This window comes from Marinoscillum sp. MHG1-6, from assembly GCF_024714475.1.
GTDB lineage: Bacteria > Bacteroidota > Bacteroidia > Cytophagales > Cyclobacteriaceae > JAMZMI01.
The window spans coordinates 296,005-318,146 of sequence record NZ_JAMZMI010000002.1; the positions used below are offsets into that span (position 1 = coordinate 296,005).

At 42.8% G+C, this 22,142-nt stretch carries 11 protein-coding genes; 4 read left to right on the forward strand and 7 right to left on the reverse strand.

The window, feature by feature from the left end:
• Positions 1–329 precede the first annotated feature (329 nt).
• Together hepB and NXR94_RS04995 are read left to right on the forward strand one after the other, a co-directional pair.
• Positions 330–2,639, forward strand: coding sequence for a heparin/heparin-sulfate lyase HepB (gene hepB, locus NXR94_RS04990; RefSeq protein WP_258103481.1), 2,310 nt, complete (start codon positions 330–332; stop codon positions 2,637–2,639).
• Between the two features lie 942 nt (positions 2,640–3,581).
• Entirely contained in the window at positions 3,582–4,376 is a 795-nt protein-coding gene (locus tag NXR94_RS04995; RefSeq protein ID WP_258103482.1) for a DUF1961 family protein, read from the forward strand.
• 774 nt (positions 4,377–5,150) lie between these two features.
• On the opposite strand, the gene NXR94_RS05000 is transcribed toward NXR94_RS04995, so the two are convergent.
• Both NXR94_RS05000 and NXR94_RS05005 read right to left on the reverse strand, forming a co-directional pair.
• Positions 5,151–9,164 carry a PKD domain-containing protein gene (locus NXR94_RS05000; protein ID WP_258103483.1) on the reverse strand — a complete coding sequence of 1,338 codons (4,014 nt, stop codon included), beginning with the start codon at positions 9,162–9,164 and terminating at the stop codon, positions 5,151–5,153.
• 331 nt (positions 9,165–9,495) lie between these two features.
• Positions 9,496–12,156, reverse strand: a complete 2,661-nt coding sequence (locus NXR94_RS05005) for a BNR-4 repeat-containing protein (protein WP_258103484.1) — start codon at positions 12,154–12,156, stop codon at positions 9,496–9,498.
• A 482-nt stretch (positions 12,157–12,638) separates the two neighbouring features.
• Between NXR94_RS05005 and NXR94_RS05010 the strand changes: the two genes are divergently transcribed.
• Entirely contained in the window at positions 12,639–14,096 is a 1,458-nt protein-coding gene (locus NXR94_RS05010; protein WP_258103485.1) for a sulfatase, read from the forward strand.
• Positions 14,097–14,148: 52 nt separating this feature from the next.
• On the forward strand, positions 14,149–15,321 hold the full coding sequence (locus NXR94_RS05015) for a glycoside hydrolase family 88 protein (protein WP_258103486.1): 1,173 nt from the start codon (positions 14,149–14,151) through the stop codon (positions 15,319–15,321).
• Between the two features lie 97 nt (positions 15,322–15,418).
• Here NXR94_RS05015 and NXR94_RS05020 read toward each other — a convergent pair whose 3' ends face one another.
• The 5 genes from NXR94_RS05020 to NXR94_RS05040 all read right to left on the reverse strand — a co-directional run bounded on the left by NXR94_RS05020 (position 15,419) and on the right by NXR94_RS05040 (position 22,137).
• Entirely contained in the window at positions 15,419–17,407 is a 1,989-nt protein-coding gene (locus NXR94_RS05020; RefSeq protein WP_258103487.1) for a sulfatase, read from the reverse strand.
• The gene (locus NXR94_RS05025) at positions 17,404–18,600 is read right to left on the reverse strand and encodes a polysaccharide lyase (protein ID WP_258103488.1); all 1,197 of its coding nucleotides are present in this window, start codon (positions 18,598–18,600) and stop codon (positions 17,404–17,406) included. The genes NXR94_RS05020 and NXR94_RS05025 overlap by 4 nt, the downstream gene beginning before the upstream one ends.
• A gap of 89 nt (positions 18,601–18,689) precedes the next feature.
• Positions 18,690–19,880: a polysaccharide lyase gene (locus NXR94_RS05030; protein WP_258103489.1), complete on the reverse strand. Its 1,191-nt coding sequence runs from the start codon at positions 19,878–19,880 to the stop codon at positions 18,690–18,692.
• Positions 19,881–20,112: 232 nt separating this feature from the next.
• Entirely contained in the window at positions 20,113–20,904 is a 792-nt protein-coding gene (locus NXR94_RS05035) for a gluconate 5-dehydrogenase (RefSeq protein ID WP_258103490.1), read from the reverse strand.
• A gap of 48 nt (positions 20,905–20,952) precedes the next feature.
• Entirely contained in the window at positions 20,953–22,137 is a 1,185-nt protein-coding gene (locus NXR94_RS05040; protein ID WP_258103491.1) for a DUF4861 domain-containing protein, read from the reverse strand.
• Positions 22,138–22,142: the final 5 nt, after the last annotated feature.

The window sequence follows — 22,142 nt, forward strand, 5'->3', positions numbered from 1 at the left end:
TGTGTTAAGCTTTCCGTAAAATTATCTTCGTAAGGCAAGGGGCATTCTGTCAAATGTTACATTATTCGAGTCATTTGTTTCAGCTAACTTATTTTTAACTATCTCCTAACAGAATCGGGAAGGTATCATATCAATGTATTCTAACAGTCAGAGAAAGTAGAAAACACAATTCTCTACGATGTAACATTTGAGCCCCTTCGTGTTACCTTTCTACCTATCAGACGAACTGGCACGCTCTAGATTTGACTTGAAGAATAAAATTAAAAACTCATTCAGCATACCCTTTAGTTGGATTGCTGATATAAGAGTGCATAAAAAACTTTAAAAGCATGAAAAGAAACATAGTCTTATTTCTGGCACTGGCAGCCTTGTGTCTGGGCACTGAGGCCTACGGCCAGTCAGAGGTAAAGTGGGAAGATTACGAAGGGGTTTCTATACCCATACCTCCAGCCGTACACCCAAGGCTTTACTTAAGAGAAGAGCATATTCCGGATCTTAAAAGTCGACTGAAGAATGAGAAACTCAAGCCAATATGGGATGAATTGGTGGCAATGAGTGAGCAGGATGACGTAGACAAGAACTCTGCCAAAACCTGGAGAGAAATGGTTATCCAAAAAGGTACGACGGTACGCAGTGAACTGAATGCCATTAAATACCTCACTACCCAAAACAAAAAATACGGTCGACAGGCGATAACGGAAATGCTTCAAAAATTGAAAGATAGCGACTGGCCAGATGCACAGGACGCATCACGGGCGATTGGGAGAAATATGGTCTCCGGGGCAATGGTCTATGACTGGTGCTATGACCTTATGACCGATAAAGAGAAGCAGGCATATATTACGGAATTTGTAAGAATGGCCAAAACGTTGGAGTGCGGATACCCACCTGTCAAGCAAAGCTCGGTGACTGGTCACTCCTCAGAGTGGATGATCATGAGGGATCTACTTTCCACTTCTATTGCTATCTATGATGAGTTTCCGGAGATGTACCAACTGACAGCCAAAAGGTTTTTTGGAGAGCACTTACCGGTACGCAACTGGTTTTACCCTGCGCACACCTACCACCAGGGAATGGCTTATGATAATGTGAGATTCTCTGCTGACCTATACCCATTATGGATTTTGGATCGAATGGGAGCAGGAAATGTCTTTAATACCGCTCAGCAATTCATCCCTTATCACTGGTTTTATATGCGCCGACCTGATGGCCAACTGCTGGCTAGTGGTGATCAAAATTATTCCAGGGGCCGCATGAAAACAATCCCGAGAATCGGGTTCCTGGCTGGCAGCTATTACAAAGACGAATACATCTTCAATGAATACCTACTGAGACCTAACATTGACGGACGGGACAAGATTTTTGAATTCCTCTGGCTGGACACCGAGATGAAAGGAAAAGACCATACCGACCTACCTCTTTCCAAATACTTTGGCTCCCCTTTCGGATGGATGGTAGCCCGTACAGGCTGGGGTGACAATGCTGTCATTGCTGAGATGAAAATCAACGAATACAATTTTAGTAATCACCAACATCAGGATGCCGGTGCCTTCCAGATATATTACAAAGGCCCTTTAGCGATTGATGCCGGAATGTACCAGGGCTCATCGGGCGACAATAAAGGCTACAACAGCCCACACAACAAGAACTACTTCAAAAGAACCATCGCGCACAATAGCTTGCTGATCTATGACCCAGATGAGGTTTTTGAAAGTGCGAACTATGGCGGTGCTCATCAGACCCCTTTCGCCGACAATGATGGTGGACAAAGACTACCGGGTGACAAATGGGGGCCTCCAAAAGACCTTGATGAACTTTTGAACACTAACTTCAAAACAGGTGAGATACTGGCTCAGGGTTTTGGACCGGATGACCAGACCCCTGACTACACTTATTTGAAAGGGGACATTACCGAGGCGTACAGCGAAAAAGTGGAGCAGGTAAGAAGATCTTTTGTGTTCTTGAATTTGAAGAATGACAGTATCCCGGCAGCCATGCTGGTTTATGACAAAGTGGTTTCAGCCGATCCTTCTTTCAAAAAGTTCTGGCTGCTGCACAGCATCGAAGAACCGATCATCAAAGGAGCGGATGTGGAAATCACCCGTACCAAGAACGGCGATAGCGGTAAAATCATTAACACCACCATTCTCCCTGCGCAGGATAACCGATCAACCGAGGCGATTGGCGGACCGGGCAAAGAATTTTGGGTCTTTGGCACCAACTATGAGAATGAAGACACCTTCCGACCGGATGAAGCCAACGAGCGTGGAGCCTGGAGAGTAGAAGTGACACCCAAATCAGCGCAGAAGGAAGATCTCTTTTTCAACGTGATCCAGGTTATGGACAACACACAGCAAACCAGGCTGGAGGTAAACGCATTGGAAAGCGATGGACTGACAGGTGTAAGTCTTGGTGATCGTGTGGTGGCTTTTAGTACCGATACAGAAGTCATTGATCAGCCAACCACCTTCACCATCAGGCAGGAAGGTGAATTCAACATCATGATCAATGACCTACTTCCTGGTGCCTGGCAGATACTGAAAGACGGAGAAGTTTTCATACCGGGCATTTCGGTAAACAGCGAGAGCGGAACACTTTACTTCAAAGGTGATGGCGGCACCTATACGTTATTACGATAGCAGATCAATACAACAACACATAATAATTACACTCCATTACCTATGAAATAAGAACCAAATGGAGTGTCATAGGAATGTTCCCGGATTATAAGAGATCTCGGGAACATTCCTTTTTTGTTTGTATAAATTCTCTCTCATCAATGAGTTTTGAACTTATCTTCAATGTACCTGAATACAGAAAAGATCAACTAAAACCGTTATTAGGTGATATTCCATGGGGAAACAATGGCTTCTCCACCTTACCAGACTAAATAGAAAAAGGCTATCTCGACGTAGTTAATGGTGGTTTAGAAAAATAATGGATTAACGATACATTTCACCATCTGAATTGAAACATATTTCCCCAGGGTTTATGCTAACACAGATTAACTTACATACTACCCAAAGCATACTTATAAACACTTTTTAAAGTGATAAAAGTATCTGATGGTTTAGCTTCCTTTTAGTGAATGCTGATGATGTTAAACTGTAAATATTATTGCAATGAATACATGTCTAAATATTGACGTTGGCTCAAATAACCTGACATTGCTTAATAGGGATCTAAAGTATCTTCTTAAGGTGCGAAATTATCTATGCGAGCATGGATACCATGGTTTCTATTTAAAGTCCTGCGATTTTTTAATTCAAAAAAAGAAGGCAGAATTGAAGCAAATATTGATCGGTCTGGAGCTCATGTGAAGTTTTAATTTTGATTGACTCCTCGGATTTGACTTCTGAAGTTATCTATTTTGAAATTGCAGAAATTGCACTCATGGCTAAGCAATGAGAATAATGACATCCAGGTATCATTTTCACCTTTATCTGAAGCCACTATCACAACCCAATCCAGATCACGATCTGTTCTTCCGATAGCAGGGAGGTGCTTCACATATGGCTACCTAATAGGTTGGAACCGAATAAGGAATAATAAACTGAAAGGGTTTTAACATAACTAAAGAAATGAAGACACCTTTACTTTATGTCATCTTAGCTCCTGCCCTTTTTTGTACGATTGCTTGTCACAACAAGACGGATAAAAATCTTACCCCGTTGAAATCTACTCTTCTATTTGATGATAGCGGTATAGCAAATTGGCGAGAAAATTGGATACTTGACGGAGAACGCGCTACCGTGATAAACACCGATCTGGGGATGGAGCTTCGGGCTGGCCCCGAACATGGCAACGATACTTGTCACACTGTGATATGGACAAAGCAAAGCTTCAAGGGTGACATATGCATTGAATATGATTACACCCGAACGGATACCACAACCCGATGTGTCAATATTTTGTATTTTCATGCCTCCGGTAAAGGAAATGATGATTTCCCAGTTGATATTGCATTATGGAATGAAAAAAGAACTGTTCCACATATGGACACCTATTACGACAATATGCATACTTACCATATTAGCTATGCCGCTTTTTCAGCCACAGAGTATTCGGGCGATAACGATTATATTCGATTGCGTAGATATCATCCAAACGGCAATGGATTGAACGGAACCGGTGTTCCGGGAGACCATTTCAAAACAGGTCTTTTTAAACCCAATGTAAGCTACCACATTCAGGTTTTTAAGTATCAAAATCGGGTAGAAATGCACATACAAAACAATCAAAATGCTTCGGAACAATTGATCTGTAAATGGGATGTATCAATGTTTCCCGAATGTGAATCAGGTAGGGTTGGTTTTCGTCACATGTATACACGAAATGCCCGGTACAAGGACATCAAAATTTGGGAGCTAAAATGAACGCTTTTGTAAGAAGAACTTCAAAAATGTGAAGCTTCAAAACACCCAAATGCACTATAAACTTACGTGAATAGCGGATAAGACTTTGACGTCATACCTGAAAAATGACCTTTATCTTTTTCTAAGGGGTATTTTGTCCTGTATCTAAGAGGTAGTTCCATGAGATGATGGCAATTTCAACCCAGATCATGCATTGGCACTTCATAATGAGGATATAAGTAGGCCGTCCTTGATAATTACTTTGAAAGCAAAAAGGTCATTTTTTTAGCTAAAGGCTGATTTCAGGTTCGAAAATGGATGGCTAAAACCTCAAAATAGAGCAAAAAGTCTTGGTTTTGGGGTTTCGGGTGGGCCTTGTGTAAATTTCGATTAGAAATTCAGACGATGAAAATCAAAACTGAATCCGCTGTTTGAGTGAAACGAGTTCGGATTCAATTAAGGGAATAGTCTGAATTTCAGAAATTTACACAGAGCCTTGATTTCTTTGCATACTTTCTGCATTAATGCAGAAAGCATGAGCCTGTCCGGCTTGAGGACAACAAGGTAATAAACAAGGAAGCCCTAAGTAACAATAAATCAGACGTTTCATTGGATTCGGCATAGCACCACTATGGTGAATTCAAGAAACTGGTACATTTTACTGATTTGCAGTTAATGATGTCCGGAATAGATTTTCTAATGCACGATTCGGATTCAACCTCACCCACCAACAACCACAAAAAAAAGCAGAACCACCCAAAGGCGGTCCTGCCACACTCAACTAAATATAGAAGTTTACTTCACTACAAACCTCTTCTCTATTCTTTCATTTCCTGAAATCAGCGAGATCAGGTAAACACCCTGAGGTAAACTGCTCACATCAACTTTCATCGTATTAGCTTCAAATGATAATGCATAGTTGCTCATTTTGGCTCCAAGCAAATTGTAAATGCTAACGCTCGTACTGTTTACATCCCAGTCCTGATTCATCTCAAGCGACATCACGGAGTGGGCTGGGTTTGGATAAAGCTTCACTTCCATAGTAGATGAAGTGATTGAAGCAATGGATGCACTCTCCTCTGCTGTTCTCGATCCACTCGTTCCACATCCGCGGATTTCGATATCATCCAGGTAGATACGATCACCATTATTCGAAGCTTCACAAGTAAATTTGAACCGTGTAGTATTGTTCATGGTGATTCCGCTTGTGGCCACTACCTCATAGACACGCACATTGTTTGAAAAATCTGTGCCCGCTGTCCAGGTTTTCATATGCTGCCATGAACTTCCGCTACTGTTAGAAACCTCCAATATCAGCGACTCTCCATTATTGAATGAAGTGGAAATGAATGAAAACTCAACCTCTGCGGAAGCATAAGCACTAAAATCCTGATCGTATGATCGCATATAGGAGGAGGAGGAATTATCTCTTAATTCAACAGAATAGCTTCCCGTGGCGGCAACTGATGCATCATTTATCAGCTGGCAATCCGAACCACCATCATACCAGATACCCCACCCGGACTCAAAACTTTCCGCGTTCACCACTGAGCAACCGGTGCTCGGTGCTGTTACAGTGATATAACTGGTTTTGGTTACTATACCACTACCATCTGCATTGGTCGCTGTTAACTGGACCTGATAAGTACCTTCGCTACTGTAAACAATGACCGGATTTTGATCAGTACTCGCTGACGGAGTACCACCTGTAAACTCCCAATCCCAGCTCGTTGGGTTATTGGTAGACAAATCTGTAAAGGTCACTGGTTCACCTTCTTCCACGCTCGTTACATCTGCGCTGAAATCCGCTACAGGAGGGTTACTAATGATTGCGCCACCAGAAATCATCAGAAGTGGGCGCTCAGTGGATACGCCATGCTCCTTGGTGTAGAACCGTGCTGCAGCACCATTGCTAATCGTTGTTGAAATAGCAAAAGTGATCACACCATCATTCTCTGTTTTTATCTGGCTACTTACATTAAATTCTTCTACCTCACCTCCATCACTATTTTCCACACTATCTAACTGACTCCCGATAACCGGCATATTATTATATGTCAACGCATCTTCTTCCCAGCCATCATTTGCCACATATGATACAAAGGTAGTGGAGCTCAGCCATGTATCACCATCTACAGGGGTTATTTTAAGCAGAGCACTTTCCACGCTATCCGGGTGAATAAGTGACAAATCATACTTCAAAAATGAATATCTATGATTCACATCGATTCCATTTTTTGCCTTCATGGAAGTCTCTCCTCCATAAATAGTGTCAGCATTGATTCCTCCTGACACATAGGAATCACTTATGGGCTCAAAAGCCAGGGTTGTATCCGAAATATCATAATACACTTTAATCAAATCGGATTTTGTTTGAGCATTGGTGCCTTGAGCATTTGTGACGGTCAAGGTCACGTCATAGATCCCAGGTGTGTCGTAAGTAACAGAAGGGTTTGGAGCTGTACTGGACGAGGGTGTGCCACCTGGAAAGCTCCAATCCCATGTGGTAGGGGTATTGGCTGACATATCTGTGAATATCACCTCTCCTCCTTCAATAACAGATGCAACATCCGCACTGAATTCAGCTTGCGGGGCTGATCCGGTCTCGACTGGGGGTTCACTGGTTATCACCAATACTGGCCATGCGGTAGAGTCACCATGTTCTTTGGTATAGAACCTTCCAGCTGATCCACTCGGTATGCTGGAGGAAATCGCCAATGTGAGGGTACCATCCAATTCTGATTTGAATTTATCCGTGATGTTAAATTCCTCAATTGTAGCTCCAGTACTATTGGATACAGAAGTTATTGGCAGCCCTGTTTCAGGCTTGTTATTATAGTTAAGTGTACCTTCAGACCAGTTATCATCACTGACAGATGAAACATAGGTTACCGATGAATTCCAGCTATCACCTGACACGGGGGTCAATTTTAGCACAACACTTAAGACCTCATCAGGATTAATTGCGGAGATATCATACTTCACAAAAGAGATCCTATCCTGTTCAGCCGTTCCACCTTTTACTTTCATAGAAGTCTCACTGTTGTAATTTAATGTTGCATTCCCGCCACCTGAAACATAGGAATCATCACTTGGGCCCACTGTGAAGACGGTGTCCGGATAATCAACTTTGACCGTGATGTATCCTGTTTTCACTAGCGTGTCATTGCCAATGCCATTGGTTGCCACAAGAGTAACATCGTAAGTTCCTGCAGTCGCATAAGTCACTGCAGGGTTGGAAGAGGTACTGGTGGAAGGAGTCCCTTCTGGAAATGACCAGCTTAAAGAAGTAGGGGAATTCGTAGAAAGGTCTTTGAAAGTAACGGAATCTCCTTCATAAATGGTCGTCAAATCAGATGAGAAGTTCGCAATTGGAACTGGATTAGGATCCGGTGCAGGATATTCCATTTTCATTAATCGCTTACCCGCAAGAAATGCATCCGTATTAGGCCCTATCTGAATGGCTCTTGGGATCCAGGAAGTACCACCATCATTTACGAGTAATGGCCAGCTATACCCTCCATCTACTGATATGGCTATTTGTCTGGTGGAATTGGTACTGGACGCATCCCTGGAATAGGTATTGAGTTGACCAGCAGTATAAGTAATATCTGGTCGTCCGCCCGCCTTTTCTGTCGCCAAACTATCGTTCAATACCCATTTATATCCATCCCATGCGGAAATAGTTCTGAACATGACCGGATCAGGAAGGTTGGGATCTTTACTATCTGCTCCTTTACTCAGACTCGGCTCCCAATTTCTTGCAAAAGACACTATAGGATAACCTAATTCATTAACCGTAACATTTGGAGTTTGTAGTTCTAAAAAGTTTTTGCGCCATGGTATTCCACTGTTATAGAAGAAATCTACTGAGCCGTCAGTGTCGTCTACGAAAATTGGCAATTTATCAGTCACTTCAGTACCATCGGCTTTATGGAAGGTATTTTGATCCACATCAAACTTCAGGTATGTTCCCCTTTGAAAAGTATTATTTCCATTATGAAACCAGGACCAGGCTGTCACAATATGAATATTGTTGCTGTCATCAGCATATAACCTGCTCATATAGGCATTTGGAAAATTGCCTCCCCCAGGCAAAGTATCGACTGCATATTTTCCCTTCACCATGGTCATGCTCCACTGACCGGTCGATAGATCATAATGATAAAGATCTTGCTTCTCAAAGTTCTGACTATCCCCTTGTTGTAGAATAAAACCAGTTCGTCTGAGAATGAATGCAACGTCTCCATTAGATGCTGTAACTGCCGATGGATAACTATAAAATTTTTCGTGAATGCCTGTATCATTATAACCTGGCATACTGCTGCCCAATGTATCAAATTCTAAAGCATCAAAGTCTGCGAAATAATCATGCTTGTGCTGGGATTTATAGTATCTCATTTTATGATTATGCATACCAATCATCACATGGATATAACCATCACCATCTATGGCTATTGCAGCATCATTATGACTAGAATCCTCTTGCCCGATAGTTGGGAATAAATTCTCATTCTTCGTGGTAGAGCCATTCGACAAATCGTATTGCGCAATACATCCCATATATGTTGTATTATCAGTATACAATACATAGATCTTGTCTCCGATATGTGCTAAATCAGGACGACCAGCTAAACCTTGTGGGGAATATTCCACAAGCTGCGAACTGGTAGGGGTAGATTGGGCATAAGTGGCCATTGCTGCACAAAGGCAAATAAAAAATAGCCAGAAGTTAATAGACAATTGGGACTTATTCCCTTTTCCTGAGGAAGTCAATTCAGTCCCTGAATCGGGTAATTGCTGTTTCATGTTTTTTTTCAATTTGTTAAAAATGAGCACTCTTATAGGATGTCTTTTATCAATTTTAAAATTCATGATTAATACATTAGATGATTCGTAATTATGTTACCAATTAAGGGACATTTGTATCACTCATTTCGTGGGATAACACATTCACACACGATTAATCAAGTTGTGTGTGTTATTGAAGGAAAAGACAGTTAACAGGCTTTAAAACAGCTCATTAAGAAAAACACCTGTTTGGCATTATTGCTAATATTTAACCTCGCTAACTTGTTGCACCAAAAAAAAGCAGAACCTCCCGAAGGCGGTCCTGCCACACTCAACTAATAATAGAAGTTTACTTCACCACAAATCGCTTATCTATTCTTTCATCTCCTAAAATGAGAGAGATAAGGTAAACACCCTGAGGCAACTGGCTTACATCCAGCTTCAGCACATCAGCATCAAAAGAAACATTGTAGTTGCTCATTTTAGCCCCCATGATATTATAGACCATCACCTGGGTGCTATTGACATCCAAAACTTTGTTGATCTGCACGTTCATGAGGTTATGAGCAGGGTTTGGATAAAGCTGCACATCCAGTTCTGAAGATACGACAGTAGTCATAGAGGACATTCTTGCTCCACCTGATGCACATCCGCGGATTTCCAAATCATCGAGAAAGACATGGTCATTCTTACTATTCATTTCACCAATAATCTTGAATCTGCTGTTGGCGGTCAATGTGATTCCACTAGTGGTTAGGACATCATTTACACGCACACCATCGGTAAAATCTGTTCCCTCCACATATCTTTTCATGAGCGTCCAGTCAGCACCACTATTGTTAGATACATTGACTGTAAACGACTCACCAGTCGACAAGCCATCAGTGATGAATGAAAGTGAAAATTCTGCAGAAGCATATGCACTCAAGTCCTGATCGGTTGTTCTTGTATAAGAACTACCATTACCATTTTTTATATCCACACAATAATTGCCTGTAGCCGCCATTGCAGGATTGTTGACAAGGTCACAATTGGAGCCACCATCATACCAGATACCCCATCCGGACTCAAAACCTTCTGTATTGTACACAGTACATCCACCTCCGCCAGCAGCTGTTACCGTGATATAACTTACCTTGGTTTCTCCATCACTACCATCCGCATTGGTTGCTGTTAACTGTACTGTGTAAGTACCCTCGGCATTGTAAACAATCACCGGATTTTGTGAAGTACTGGATGCTGGAGAACCTCCTGTAAAGGTCCAGTCCCAGCTGGTAGGTGAGTTGGTAGACAGGTCGGTGAAAGAAACTGATCCTCCTTCTACCACACTGGTTACATCTGCACTGAAATCCGCTACCGGAGGGTTGCTACCTGGCACAGTTACGGTGATATAGCCGGTTTTGGTCTCGACATCACTGCCTTCTGCATTGGTCACTGTTAACGCTACTTCATAGGTTCCTGCCGTGTTGTAAACGATCACAGGGTTCTGAGCAGTGCTGGACGATGGAGTACCACCAGTAAAGGTCCATGCCCAGCTGGTAGGTGAACCTGAAGACTGATCTGTGAAGGTAATTGATCCACCCTCTTCTACACTGGTAATATTGGCGCTGAAGTCCGCAATAGGACCACTTGTCTCATAAGTAAATTCAAACAACCTGTGACTCGCCAGAACCAAATCTTTATTAGGGCTTACTTTGACTAAAGCAGGCAGCCATCCAGTACCTCCATCATCAAACTCCGAACCCCAGGTCACTCCATTATCCGTTGATGAAACAATGTAACGGGTGGTGGCCAAATCTCGGCTGTAGGTATTAAGCTGACCTGCAGTATTGGATATTAGCGGTCTTCCACCAGCAGTTTCTTCTGACAAACTATCTACCAGGTTCCAACTTGAGCCATCCCAGTACGAAATGGTTCTTTTCATAATTGGATCCGGAAGACCAGGATCCCTGTCATCAGCTCCTTTGCTGAGGCTTGGCTCCCAGTTTCGCGCAAATGACATCACCGGATGCCCCAAATCATTTAAAGTTACATGAGGAGTTTGCAGTTCTAACTTGATCTTGCCCCATGGCTCACCACTGTTGAAAAAGAAATCAACTGAGCCATCAGTGTCATCCACGTAGATAGGCAGTTGGGCAGTCACATCTGTACCGTCCGCTTTGTAACAGTTACCTGTAGATACATCATATTTCAAGTAAGTACCCCTTTGGAAGGTATTGTTTCCATTGTGGTACCATGACCAGACAGTACCAATATGGATGTTGTTATTGTCATCGGCGAATATTCGGCTCATATAGGCATTTCTATATAGCTCACCACTCGCATCTGCATCCTTACCTTTTATCCATACCATGCTCCACTGTCCTGTAGAAAGATCATAGTGGTAGAGGTCTTGCTTCTCGTAATGCTGCTTGCTATTACCGTCGGTGCCTAAACCATTACGTCTGAGAACAAAAATCACGTCTCCATTAGAGGCTGTAGCAGCATCAGGGTAAGTATATTGTTTTTCATACATACCCGTATCGTTATAACCCGGCATGCTGGTGCTCAGATTCGTAAATGAAGTTGGATCCTCGGGATTATCGGATTTGTAATATTTCATTTTGTCGTTATGCATCCCAATCATCACATGGATATACCCATCACCATCCACAGCTATTGTGGCATCATTGTGACTTGCATCATTTTTTCCTATTGTCGGAAATAATCGAGTTCCATAGACAGTAGCCCCTGTGGTCAAATTGTATTTTACCACCTCTCCCCAATGCTTCTTCCCCTCTGTATACACAATATACATATCATCATTGTGCTTGGCCATATCAGGACGGCCAGACAAACCATCGGGTGAGTATACCATTAACTGAGTGGATGTGGGTGTTACTTGTGCAGAAGCCATCTGAAGTGACCAGCAGCACACAAGCAGCATTAATAAACATTTTGACAAGACTGTCATTTTAAAAGATTTGAAGGAGAATGTTCCCATCCCCCAATCGGGTAATAAGTGTTTCATGTTTTTTAGAATTTTGTCAAATAGTACACGCTTTTTAGGTTGCGTTTTATCGATTTTAAAATTCCCATCCAAAACACTGAATGATCTGTAATTTTGTTACCAATTCAGGGACATTTGTATCACCTGTTTCCGGAAAAAATCTGTTCGAACATAAATATGCACGCTATCTTCCTTCACAACCAAAAAACTTAAATAGCTGACTTACAGATAAATGAAGATAATTTTTATCGGAGAAATTGTCATTCAATCGGCTCCTTGGTAACTCAAAAAAGCATCTGTTCTCAAGATCACACTGGGATTAAGATTTATTAGCACCGGACGAAGCTTTATTAATGATGCTGCCTGCTTGCTTACATTCTGAAATACGTATCATTTACCTCGCTTAATGCAACGATTCTACCGAATGTTGAATGGAAAACACATCAATTTTGATGTAACCAAAAAACATAATAAATATCAGTAACCCTGAAACGGAAATAATCATGAGAAACAAAACCACACTGAAGTCGGTGTTCCTGACAACCTCCTTTCTATTGATACTAGGTTGTTCGGATCAGCAAAAACAAGCTGAAGCTTCCACCTCCGAAGGCGTACCCTCCCAGCCCAATATCCTATTCTTATCAGTGGACGATCTCAGGCCCCAGTTAGGCTATTATGGGAATGAACAGATGAAAACACCCAATATTGATGCCCTGGCCAAGACGGGAGTAGCGTTCATGAATAACTACTGCCAGGTACCCACATGTGGAGCGTCCAGGGCTAGTTTGTTGACAGGTGTCCGTCCCAAAAAAGATCGCTTCTCCATGACCAGAACATATGCAGATAAAGAAGCACCTTCTGCCATCACACTTCCTGAACACCTCAAAAACAATGGATACTATACTATGTCGGGTGGCAAGATATTCCACTCCAACAGGGACAGTAAAAAGGCGTGGAGCGAGCCAGCCTATCTCCCACCCAAAAACGCTGACTTGTGGAGAGACTATGCACTGGAAGAAAACCAAAAATCCATGGTTGAAAATAACACTGCACCAGCCTACGAAGCACCGGATGCACCGGATAGCGTTTATAAAGACGGGAAACTCACAGCGTGGGCCATCAAACAATTGCAGGCATGTAAAACAAGAAATCAACCTTTCTTTTTAGGAGTGGGTTGGGTGAAGCCTCATCTACCCTTTCAGGCGCCTAAAAAATACTGGGATTTGTATACCAACGAAGACATTAAGCGAGCCATCAATCCGGGTGAGCCTTTAAATGCCCCAGACATGTCGCTGCATAACTGGGATGAAACACGATTCTATTCCAACGTGCCCAACGAGGGACCGATGCCCTCCGATGAGGAACTAAAAATGATTCACGGCTATTATGCCGCCGTTTCCTATGTAGACGCACAGGTCGGCAGAGTCGTAGATGAGTTGAAAAGATTGGGGCTATACGAAAACACGATTATTGTCCTTTGGGGAGATCATGGATTTCAACTTGGGGAACACGGCCTGTGGGACAAACACACCAACTACAAAGCGAGCCTGCATGCACCACTTCTGTTCAGCATTCCCTGGATGGAAGGAAGCAAGAAAGTCAAAGGACTCACAGAATTCATAGACATCTACCCTACCCTGTGCGAGTTAACGCAGACCCCTATGCCGTCAAGCGTTCAGGGCATGAGTCTCGTCCCCATGCTCAAAAAACCGACACATCCGGGTAAGACAGCCGTATTTAGCCGATACCAGGAGAGTAACCCTTATCATGGACATACGGTAAGAACGGAAAAGTTTGTGTACACAGAGTACTCGGACAGCGCCAACACGGTAGTAGGAAAAATGCTCTATGATGCGGTAAATGACCCCGATGAAAATATCAATCAGGTTGATAATCCCTTGTATGGAGAGGTGGTTGAGGAATTGTCAAACCTCCTGAAGATGATGGATGAGCAATCCTGATAAACACTTTACTATAATGATTATTTTGAAAAAGAATTTCCGAATAGTTTTAATGTTCCTAATCATGCTGGCCGGCCGCAGTGTTCACGCACAGCAAAAACCAGAAAACCAGAATGAGACCTGGCTAACCCGCAGCATAGAAGTATCCAGGCAACAGCTATTACTCGCATCCAAATACTATGCGCCAGGAATGAATCCCCGATCTGTATGGCCAAACGGGGAACTCAGATACGCGACTCCCAGAGACTGGACCTCCGGTTTCTTTCCTGGTTCCCTGTGGTTGATCTATGAACTGAACGGGGATCAATTTTTCAAAACACAAGCAGAGCGATTTACTGCGGGCATTGATAGTGTACAATACTTCACACACACGCATGATCTCGGTTTTATGCATCGGTGTAGTTACGGCAATGGTTACCGCCTGACTGGAAATGAAGCGTATAAAGAAGCACTCATCACCGGAGCTCGCTCACTGGCCACCCGATATTCTGATGCTGTAGGGTGTATCCGATCATGGGACATGCCCCCGTACAATTATCCAGTGATAGTTGATAATATGATGAATCTGGAGCTGCTGACCTGGGCTTCCAAAGCGACAGGGGAATCGAAGTTTATGGAAATGGCGTTATCCCATGCAAATAACACTATAAAAAACCACTACAGACCAGACAACAGTTCTTACCATCTGGTCGATTACAATCCCAAAAACGGAAAAATCATCGAAAAAATGACCGTTCAGGGTTATGCTGATGAATCGTCATGGGCCAGGGGCCAGGCGTGGGGTTTGTATGGATTTACTATGATGTACCGCGAAACCAACAGGGAGCATTATCTGGAGCAAGCGAAGAAAATCGCCCACTTCCTGATGAACCACCCCAGATTGCCAGAGAATAAGATTCCTTACTGGGATTTTGATACGAACCATATCCCCAATGACTATCGCGATGCTTCGGCCGCGGCGATCATGGCCAGTGCATTTCTGGAACTCAGTACCCTGACGGATAATAGCGAATACTTTTTACTCGCAGAAACCATGCTCAAAAACCTCTCCGGTAGTCAATACCTGGCGGAAGTAGGTCAAAATAATTATTTCATACTCAAACATTCTGTGGGTCACCTTCCAGGGTATTCGGAGATTGACGTTCCTATAAATTATGCGGACTATTACTTTCTGGAGGCACTCGCCCGATATATCAATATGACAAAAGGTAAAAAGAACGATTAGTCTTTAGCAGTTTAGTTAGAGGTGTACTGGTACAAAAAAACCCTGATCGACCTGCGGGGCAGGTCGATCAGGGTTTTCGTTCATTTTATTATTTCATTTATTTCGCATATCGGAATTTCCTTCCTGAGGCATTCGCCTTCTCTCCTTTCTTTCTCTCCTCCTCCGAGTAAAGTTTATCCAATGGTAGGACTCCCAAGTTCACTAAAATGGATCGGTTCTTTATGGCTAACCCCTCTCTCTCCTGGGTGATTTTTGCTTGTTCTTCGGCTATTTTCAGGAATACAGGTAAGTACACTTGCAACTTCTTCTTTTCTTCCGGATACCATGTCAATGTTTCAATACTCGAGTACGCCAAATTGAAATTACTCTTATAGAGGTCGATCAATTTTTGGATGCCCAAATCAAATTCACCTAGATAACACAACGCTTCTGCCGCTGCACAAGCCACTTCCTTAGATTCATCGTTCAGGGAATTTTTCAGTTCCTCCGTGGCTCCTTCCAATTTCCTTTGAGAACCTAGCGTGCAATATCCAATCGCTCCCCAATACCTAATGGCGGCATAAGGACTTTGCAGGAGTTCATTCAACTTACCAATATCTTTTGACTTGGCTCTACTGGCCAGATCCGCCGCTTCATACAACCTCTTCAGTACAAAATCTTGTGCTCTCACCCAGTTGTAAAGCCCTCCTTCCACCTCACGAATCCCTCGAACAAACAGCCCAAGATCCTGAGTCCTGCGCAGCTCTTTCTGTTCTTCTTTTCTAAGACCTTTTAAGATCTTCTGATATTGTGGATCATTAGCCAGATTATTCAATTCCCATGGGTCATTCTTGAGTTCAAAAAGCATCTCTACCCCTTTGGGCCTGAATGGCTGCAACCATGTTTCCCGTGTACATTCTCCTGACATTACATATTGATCCCAGGCCTGATTGGCTGGCATCCCCCATTGATAGAGGTTCCTCAGGCAAAATGGCTTATGCGGTACATAATTTTTGATATACTTGAAATTTCCATCGCTCACAGTCCTGCACGGATCGTAATGGTAATTTTCCTGATTGGATCTAAAACCATACTGAAACTTCGCAGGCTTTGTTTCAAACTTTCCCATGAAAGGATCGCCCTGCATGAATTCGGGTGGCTTTACCCCAGCTAAACTTAGCAGCGTCGGCGCAAAATCCACAAAACCTACAAGGCGTGAATCTACCGTTCCCGGTTTCACACCCAGCTTTTCCTGCCAGGCCGGGGGCACATAGATGACCAAAGGCACCTTTAGCCCACTTTCAAAAGGAAAACCTTTCCCCCTGGGCAAACATCCTCCGTGATCGCTAAAGAAAAACACAATCGTATTGTCATCCAATCCCTTTTCCTTCAGATCATCCATATAGGATTGCGCCCATTTGCTTGATTCCTGAGAGGCTTTGAGCATATAGGCCTCATCCGATCTGACTTCAGGCAGATCGGGCACATGAGCAGGAAGAAAGATATTTTCCTCATCTATTCCATATTGTTTGAAATCAGGTCTGTCTTTGGCCGTAATTGTCCTCACAAGCCCCATATGAGTGGCTTCTGTATTGAAAATCGCAAAAAATGGCTGCCCCTCTTTTCTACTGGGACTGTTATAGGTCGCTCCCAGTCCTGATTCATCCCAGAGCTGATCGTTATTAATAGTTGTATTGTAATCTGTTTTGGCATTGTTGGTACAGAAGTATCCGGTCTTTCGTAAATACTCAGGATAAAATATACCCTCGGGTGTGTCATAAGTTTGCCTGTGAATATCCATGCCATAGGTGGTGGCATAGCTACCGGTGATCAAAGTTGATCTGGCCGGCGAACAATGAGGCGCATTCGCCGAAGCATTGGTATACAATATCCCCTTTTTTGCCAATTCGTCTATTTCAGGCGTAGCAATATCCCTATTACCATAGCAACTGAATTGATAGGGACTGGTATCTTCAATAACCAGCCAAAGTACATTTGGCCTGTCCTGAAGATTATCTTCGTTATTTTGAGCAACAAGACTAAGACTGCTGCATAAAACAAGTATAAATGTACAATTTCTCATGTTGGGCAATAAGCGCTTCATCATTCTATTTTAGTCTGTCGGAAGTCACCGACACGGACTTCCAGTCCATTAGATTCTGGCACATATAATCCGTATTTAAAATACGTGCCATGCTCATCGTTATTACCTATATAACCCGTCCAATCGACCTTTAACTCTCCATTCATGTAAAATTTAACTATGCCCTCATCCAATACGCCACTGCCATCTGCAGCAAAATTGGACCATCTTACAACAAACTTCATATCTATCCATTGCTCCACTGGCAGTTCCGATAATTTCTGAGCCCATAAACCGTATACCGTTTTATTCCCTTCCGGACTTGTTGCTGACTCCGGGAAATTATTTGGAGGGTAAATATGAATTCGTTCTTTAGTACTGCTATGTACGCGAGCTCTATCTATCATACAGACCAAATGCAAATACCCGTTCTTAACTTTAAGACCCATTGGTGGGTTTCCACCTGCATCAACGATATAACCATTAACCGTATCATCACTTTTATTATACCCAATGGCCTCATTAAAGTACATTACAGACAAATAATCATCAACAAACTCTTTGTGAGGCACATAGATTGTGTCATTTGCAGGAGTTACCAACGTGGTTTTATCAGGCATGCCATGCCATTGAGAAATAATTCCTGACATTGTTCTAAGTTCTTCCGTCAGATATAACCCATACTCATAGCTCCATGTTTCTCCTTTTTTAGCCTCTCCTTTTCCAAAATGATATAAGGTTTTCGTTGCTATATGGTCTTGAATATCTTGTTTGGTAAGCCCGACTTCATCAAGATCGGCCTGAGTTACAAACAAAGACTGTAACTCAACACGTGTTCTAGCATCACTTTCCATTTTAAAGTAATAGCTTGGTATTCCATGATAGAGAATTTCTGGATCCCTGACTATTTGATAACCTTCATCATATGCATAAGGAGCCCCAATGGGAACCATACTACAATCGAGAATTCGATCTACAGAAATAATTGTCTTTTCAGGATGAGTGTTATGCTTTATGAAGTATGGTAATTCTGACTCTAAAGGATCTACACATGGGGTTCGATATTCAGGGGCTGAGTCAGGGCTTGGCGTTGTGTCTGGTTCAGGACTTGGATTTTCATTTTGCCTGACAACAAGATCACCCTCTGAAGTTTGACATGAACACACGATCATTAGCACGGAAACCAACAACAAGGTAATTGCAGGATGATTTTTCATTATTTATTGTAATACGTTTTATTAATAACCTGACTTTTCAAGCCTTGAAAGTTTATAAAACACCAATTCTTCTCAACCAACCACTCAAATTATTCTACCTTGATCTGTCTAAAGTCCCCCACGCGCACTTCCAATCCATTCGGTCCGGGCACATACAATCCGTATTTGAAATAGGTGCCATGCTCATCATTGTTGCCAATATAGCCCGTCCAATCAGCCTTCAATTCTCCGTTCATATACAGCTTCACGGAACCTTCGTCCAGAACACCACTTCCATCTTCTGCGAAATTGGACCACTTCACAACAATCTTCATGTCGATCCATTCTTCCGTAGGTAGTTCATCCATGTGTTGTGACCAAATGCCATAAACCGTCTTAGTACCCAACGGACTTGAAGCAGATTCTGGCATGTCAGGCGGATAAATATGAATACGTTCGTTACTATTATGGACACGAGCCCGATCTATTCTACAGATCAAATACAAATAGCCATCCTTTACCTGCAGTGACAAGGGAGGATTCCCTCCTTCATCAACCAAGTATCCATTAATGGCATCATCACTTTTGTTGTGACCAATTTGCCCATCAAAGTACATTTTGGATAAATAGTCTTTTACAAATTCATCATGAGGAATGTACATTGTATCATTTTCAGGCGTGACGATTGTTGTTTGGTCAGGCATGCCGTGCCACTGGGTGATAATTCCCTTCATCTCTTTTAATACCTCAGGAAGATATAATCCATATTCATAGCTCCAGGTTTCTCCTTTTTTTGCCTCACCCTTCCCAAAATGGTATAAAGTTGCAGTAGCCATATGACCTGCAATTTCCTCTTCTGTAAGCCCAGCCTCATCCAGATCTTCTTGTGTGACAAAAAGGTTGTGCAATTCAACACGCTTTCGAGAGTCATCTATCATCTTAAAACGATAGCTGGGTTTGTCATTGTAGAGCATTTGTGGGTCTCTCCAAATTTCAAAACCTTCGGCATAAGGAGCACCTATAGGAATCATGTTGCAATCAATGATTTTTGAAATTGGGATGATATCCCTCTGCGCATGAAAATTATAAAGAATTCGGTAAGGGTTCGAAGAACTTAGCGGATCAACACATGGAATCCGAAATTCAGATGTTGGTTCCGGATCGGGATCAGAATCCGGATCCGGATCTGTGTTTGGGTCAAGGTTTTCATTTTGCCTGACAACAAGATCACCGTCTGAAGTCTGACATGAACTGGTCATTGTTAAGGCTGTCAAGATAAAAACTATTGAAATAAGCTTCATTTTTTAGCATTTAAGAGATTATCAGTAGGTGGTGTCAAGCCATGTCTCGGTTTTCGCATGTTTTCATGGCGAGACTCATTTACATGAGCGTTGAGTCATACTCCACTCCATACAAACCTAAGAACTCAGAAAAGGGTATTCATGTGCTTATGTTACCACTTTAGGGACAAATGATAAACGGAAAAAGCCCCTTAACTTACAAGAGGCTTTCACTTAGTGCCTGATCTTCAAATCAATCCTCATTGCTCGGCTTCCCAATGGTCGCCAAAATCCCACCATCTACATAAACCACCTGGCCATTTACAAAATCACTTGCTCTTGACGAAAGAAACACCGCCGCACCTTCGAGATCAGAAGGGTCTCCCCACCGGCCTGCCGGTGTCCGTCCAATAATAAATTCATTGAATGGATGACCATTCACCCGAATCGGAGCAGTTTGAGAGGTAGCAAAATAGCCCGGACCGATCCCGTTTACCTGAACATTGTGACGACCCCATTCTGTCGCCATGTTGCGAGTAAGCATTTTTAATCCTCCCTTAGCCGCTGCATAAGCGCTCACACTGTTTCTGCCCAGCTCACTCATCATAGAGCAGATATTGATGATTTTACCATGACCTCGCTCAATCATGCCTTTGGCAACGCGCTTGCTAACTATAAAGGGTGAGGTAAGGTCCACGTCGATGACGGCCTTCCAATCCGCCAGTTCCATCTCCAAAATAGGTGTACGCTTGATGATTCCGGCATTGTTCACCAATATATCCACAGGTCCAATTTCTGCCTCTATCTGGGATAAAGCTTCATCAACAGCCTGCTCCTCAGTGACGTTAAAAACGTAGCCATAAGCTTTGATTCCCCATTCGCGATATTGAGCCACCGCGACATCCACTTCATCTTGTTTAAGGGAATTTACAACCACTGTCGCCCCTGCTTCTCCAATGCCCTTGGCCATAGCCATGCCCAGCCCATGAACTCCACCAGTGATCAATGCTACTTTTCCAGCGGTGCTGAATAATCCTTCTTTCATTTCTATTTTGAATTTTAATTTTTGAATAAATAAACCAACATGAACATCTTAGCGAACATTGACTTTTAGAGGGTTTTTCAGCTTGATGGCAAAAGATGTGAGATAGGCCTCCCAGGCTTTCTTGCTTTTAAATTGCCCACTCTCCTTCCATGCAAAACCAGAATAGTATTCAGCCTTATTGTCGTTGACTTTTATGTGCACATAGATATTACTGAGATCCTTTTCACCTGACATGAATTGATTATAGGTCAAAAAGGTCTCGGGTGCAGCAACAACTGCCATAGCCAGTTCGGAATCACCATGGGGCTGCCAATAGCTAATCCAGCCATGTTCTTCGTTTACCGATAGTTCTCCATCTCTTTCATTTAAGGTAAGACCAACGGAAATTTCATCGGTTCCTTCAATGGTGGTAATGTAATGGGATAGATTGCTACCATAGTCCAATGATATGTTCTTTCCCTCCCGGATAAGGCGATCGTCAGCTTGCCAGTCGTCATAGCCCAGGGTAAATGCTGTTTTCAAGGGTCCTGAATAATGAGTTTTCCAACTTGTGAAATTTTTAGAAACCCAATAGTCACTCCCACCTTGAACAGCGATTCCGCCGCACCCTCGACTTACTCCAACATGAAAGTTATCAAGCCCTTCACCATCATCTTCGTGATAGCTTCCGCTACCACTCGAATACTTACCATACCACTTATCTATGATGGGGTATTCCACACGCTTCAGCCAGCAGTCGATGCCGCTGGTTAGCGTGCCTCCTTCAATACCGCTTTCCATCATACTTTGCGCTGTTGGGCCGAAGGTCCTAAAGGCTATCCGGTTGTTCTCCCATGCATAATCATCCGTGCGTTCGGGAACAAAACGTGAAAAACATCGATCGATCTTTTCTTCCGGTAAAGAATCTTTCCTAACTCTAATTTCATATTGCTTAGTGCTATTCGCTCCAACGGTAGCAGGAAATAAAACTGCATCAACCATACCATCCATATCAGTATCCACATGCTGAGTCACCAACTGTTTCTCTCCATCCCAAACCGCTAATTGACCTGGATCAGTTTCTTTTCCTTCAGTCACACCGGACAGAGAAACCTGAACAATCTCATCGACTCGATCAAATTCAAGCTCGTTTTCTACTGAAATAATCATATGTACACCTCCCGGGTGGCAGGCTGTAACAATAAGCAATAACAGCGAGAAGGAATGGAAGGAAAATAGTTTAACTTTTCTCATATTAT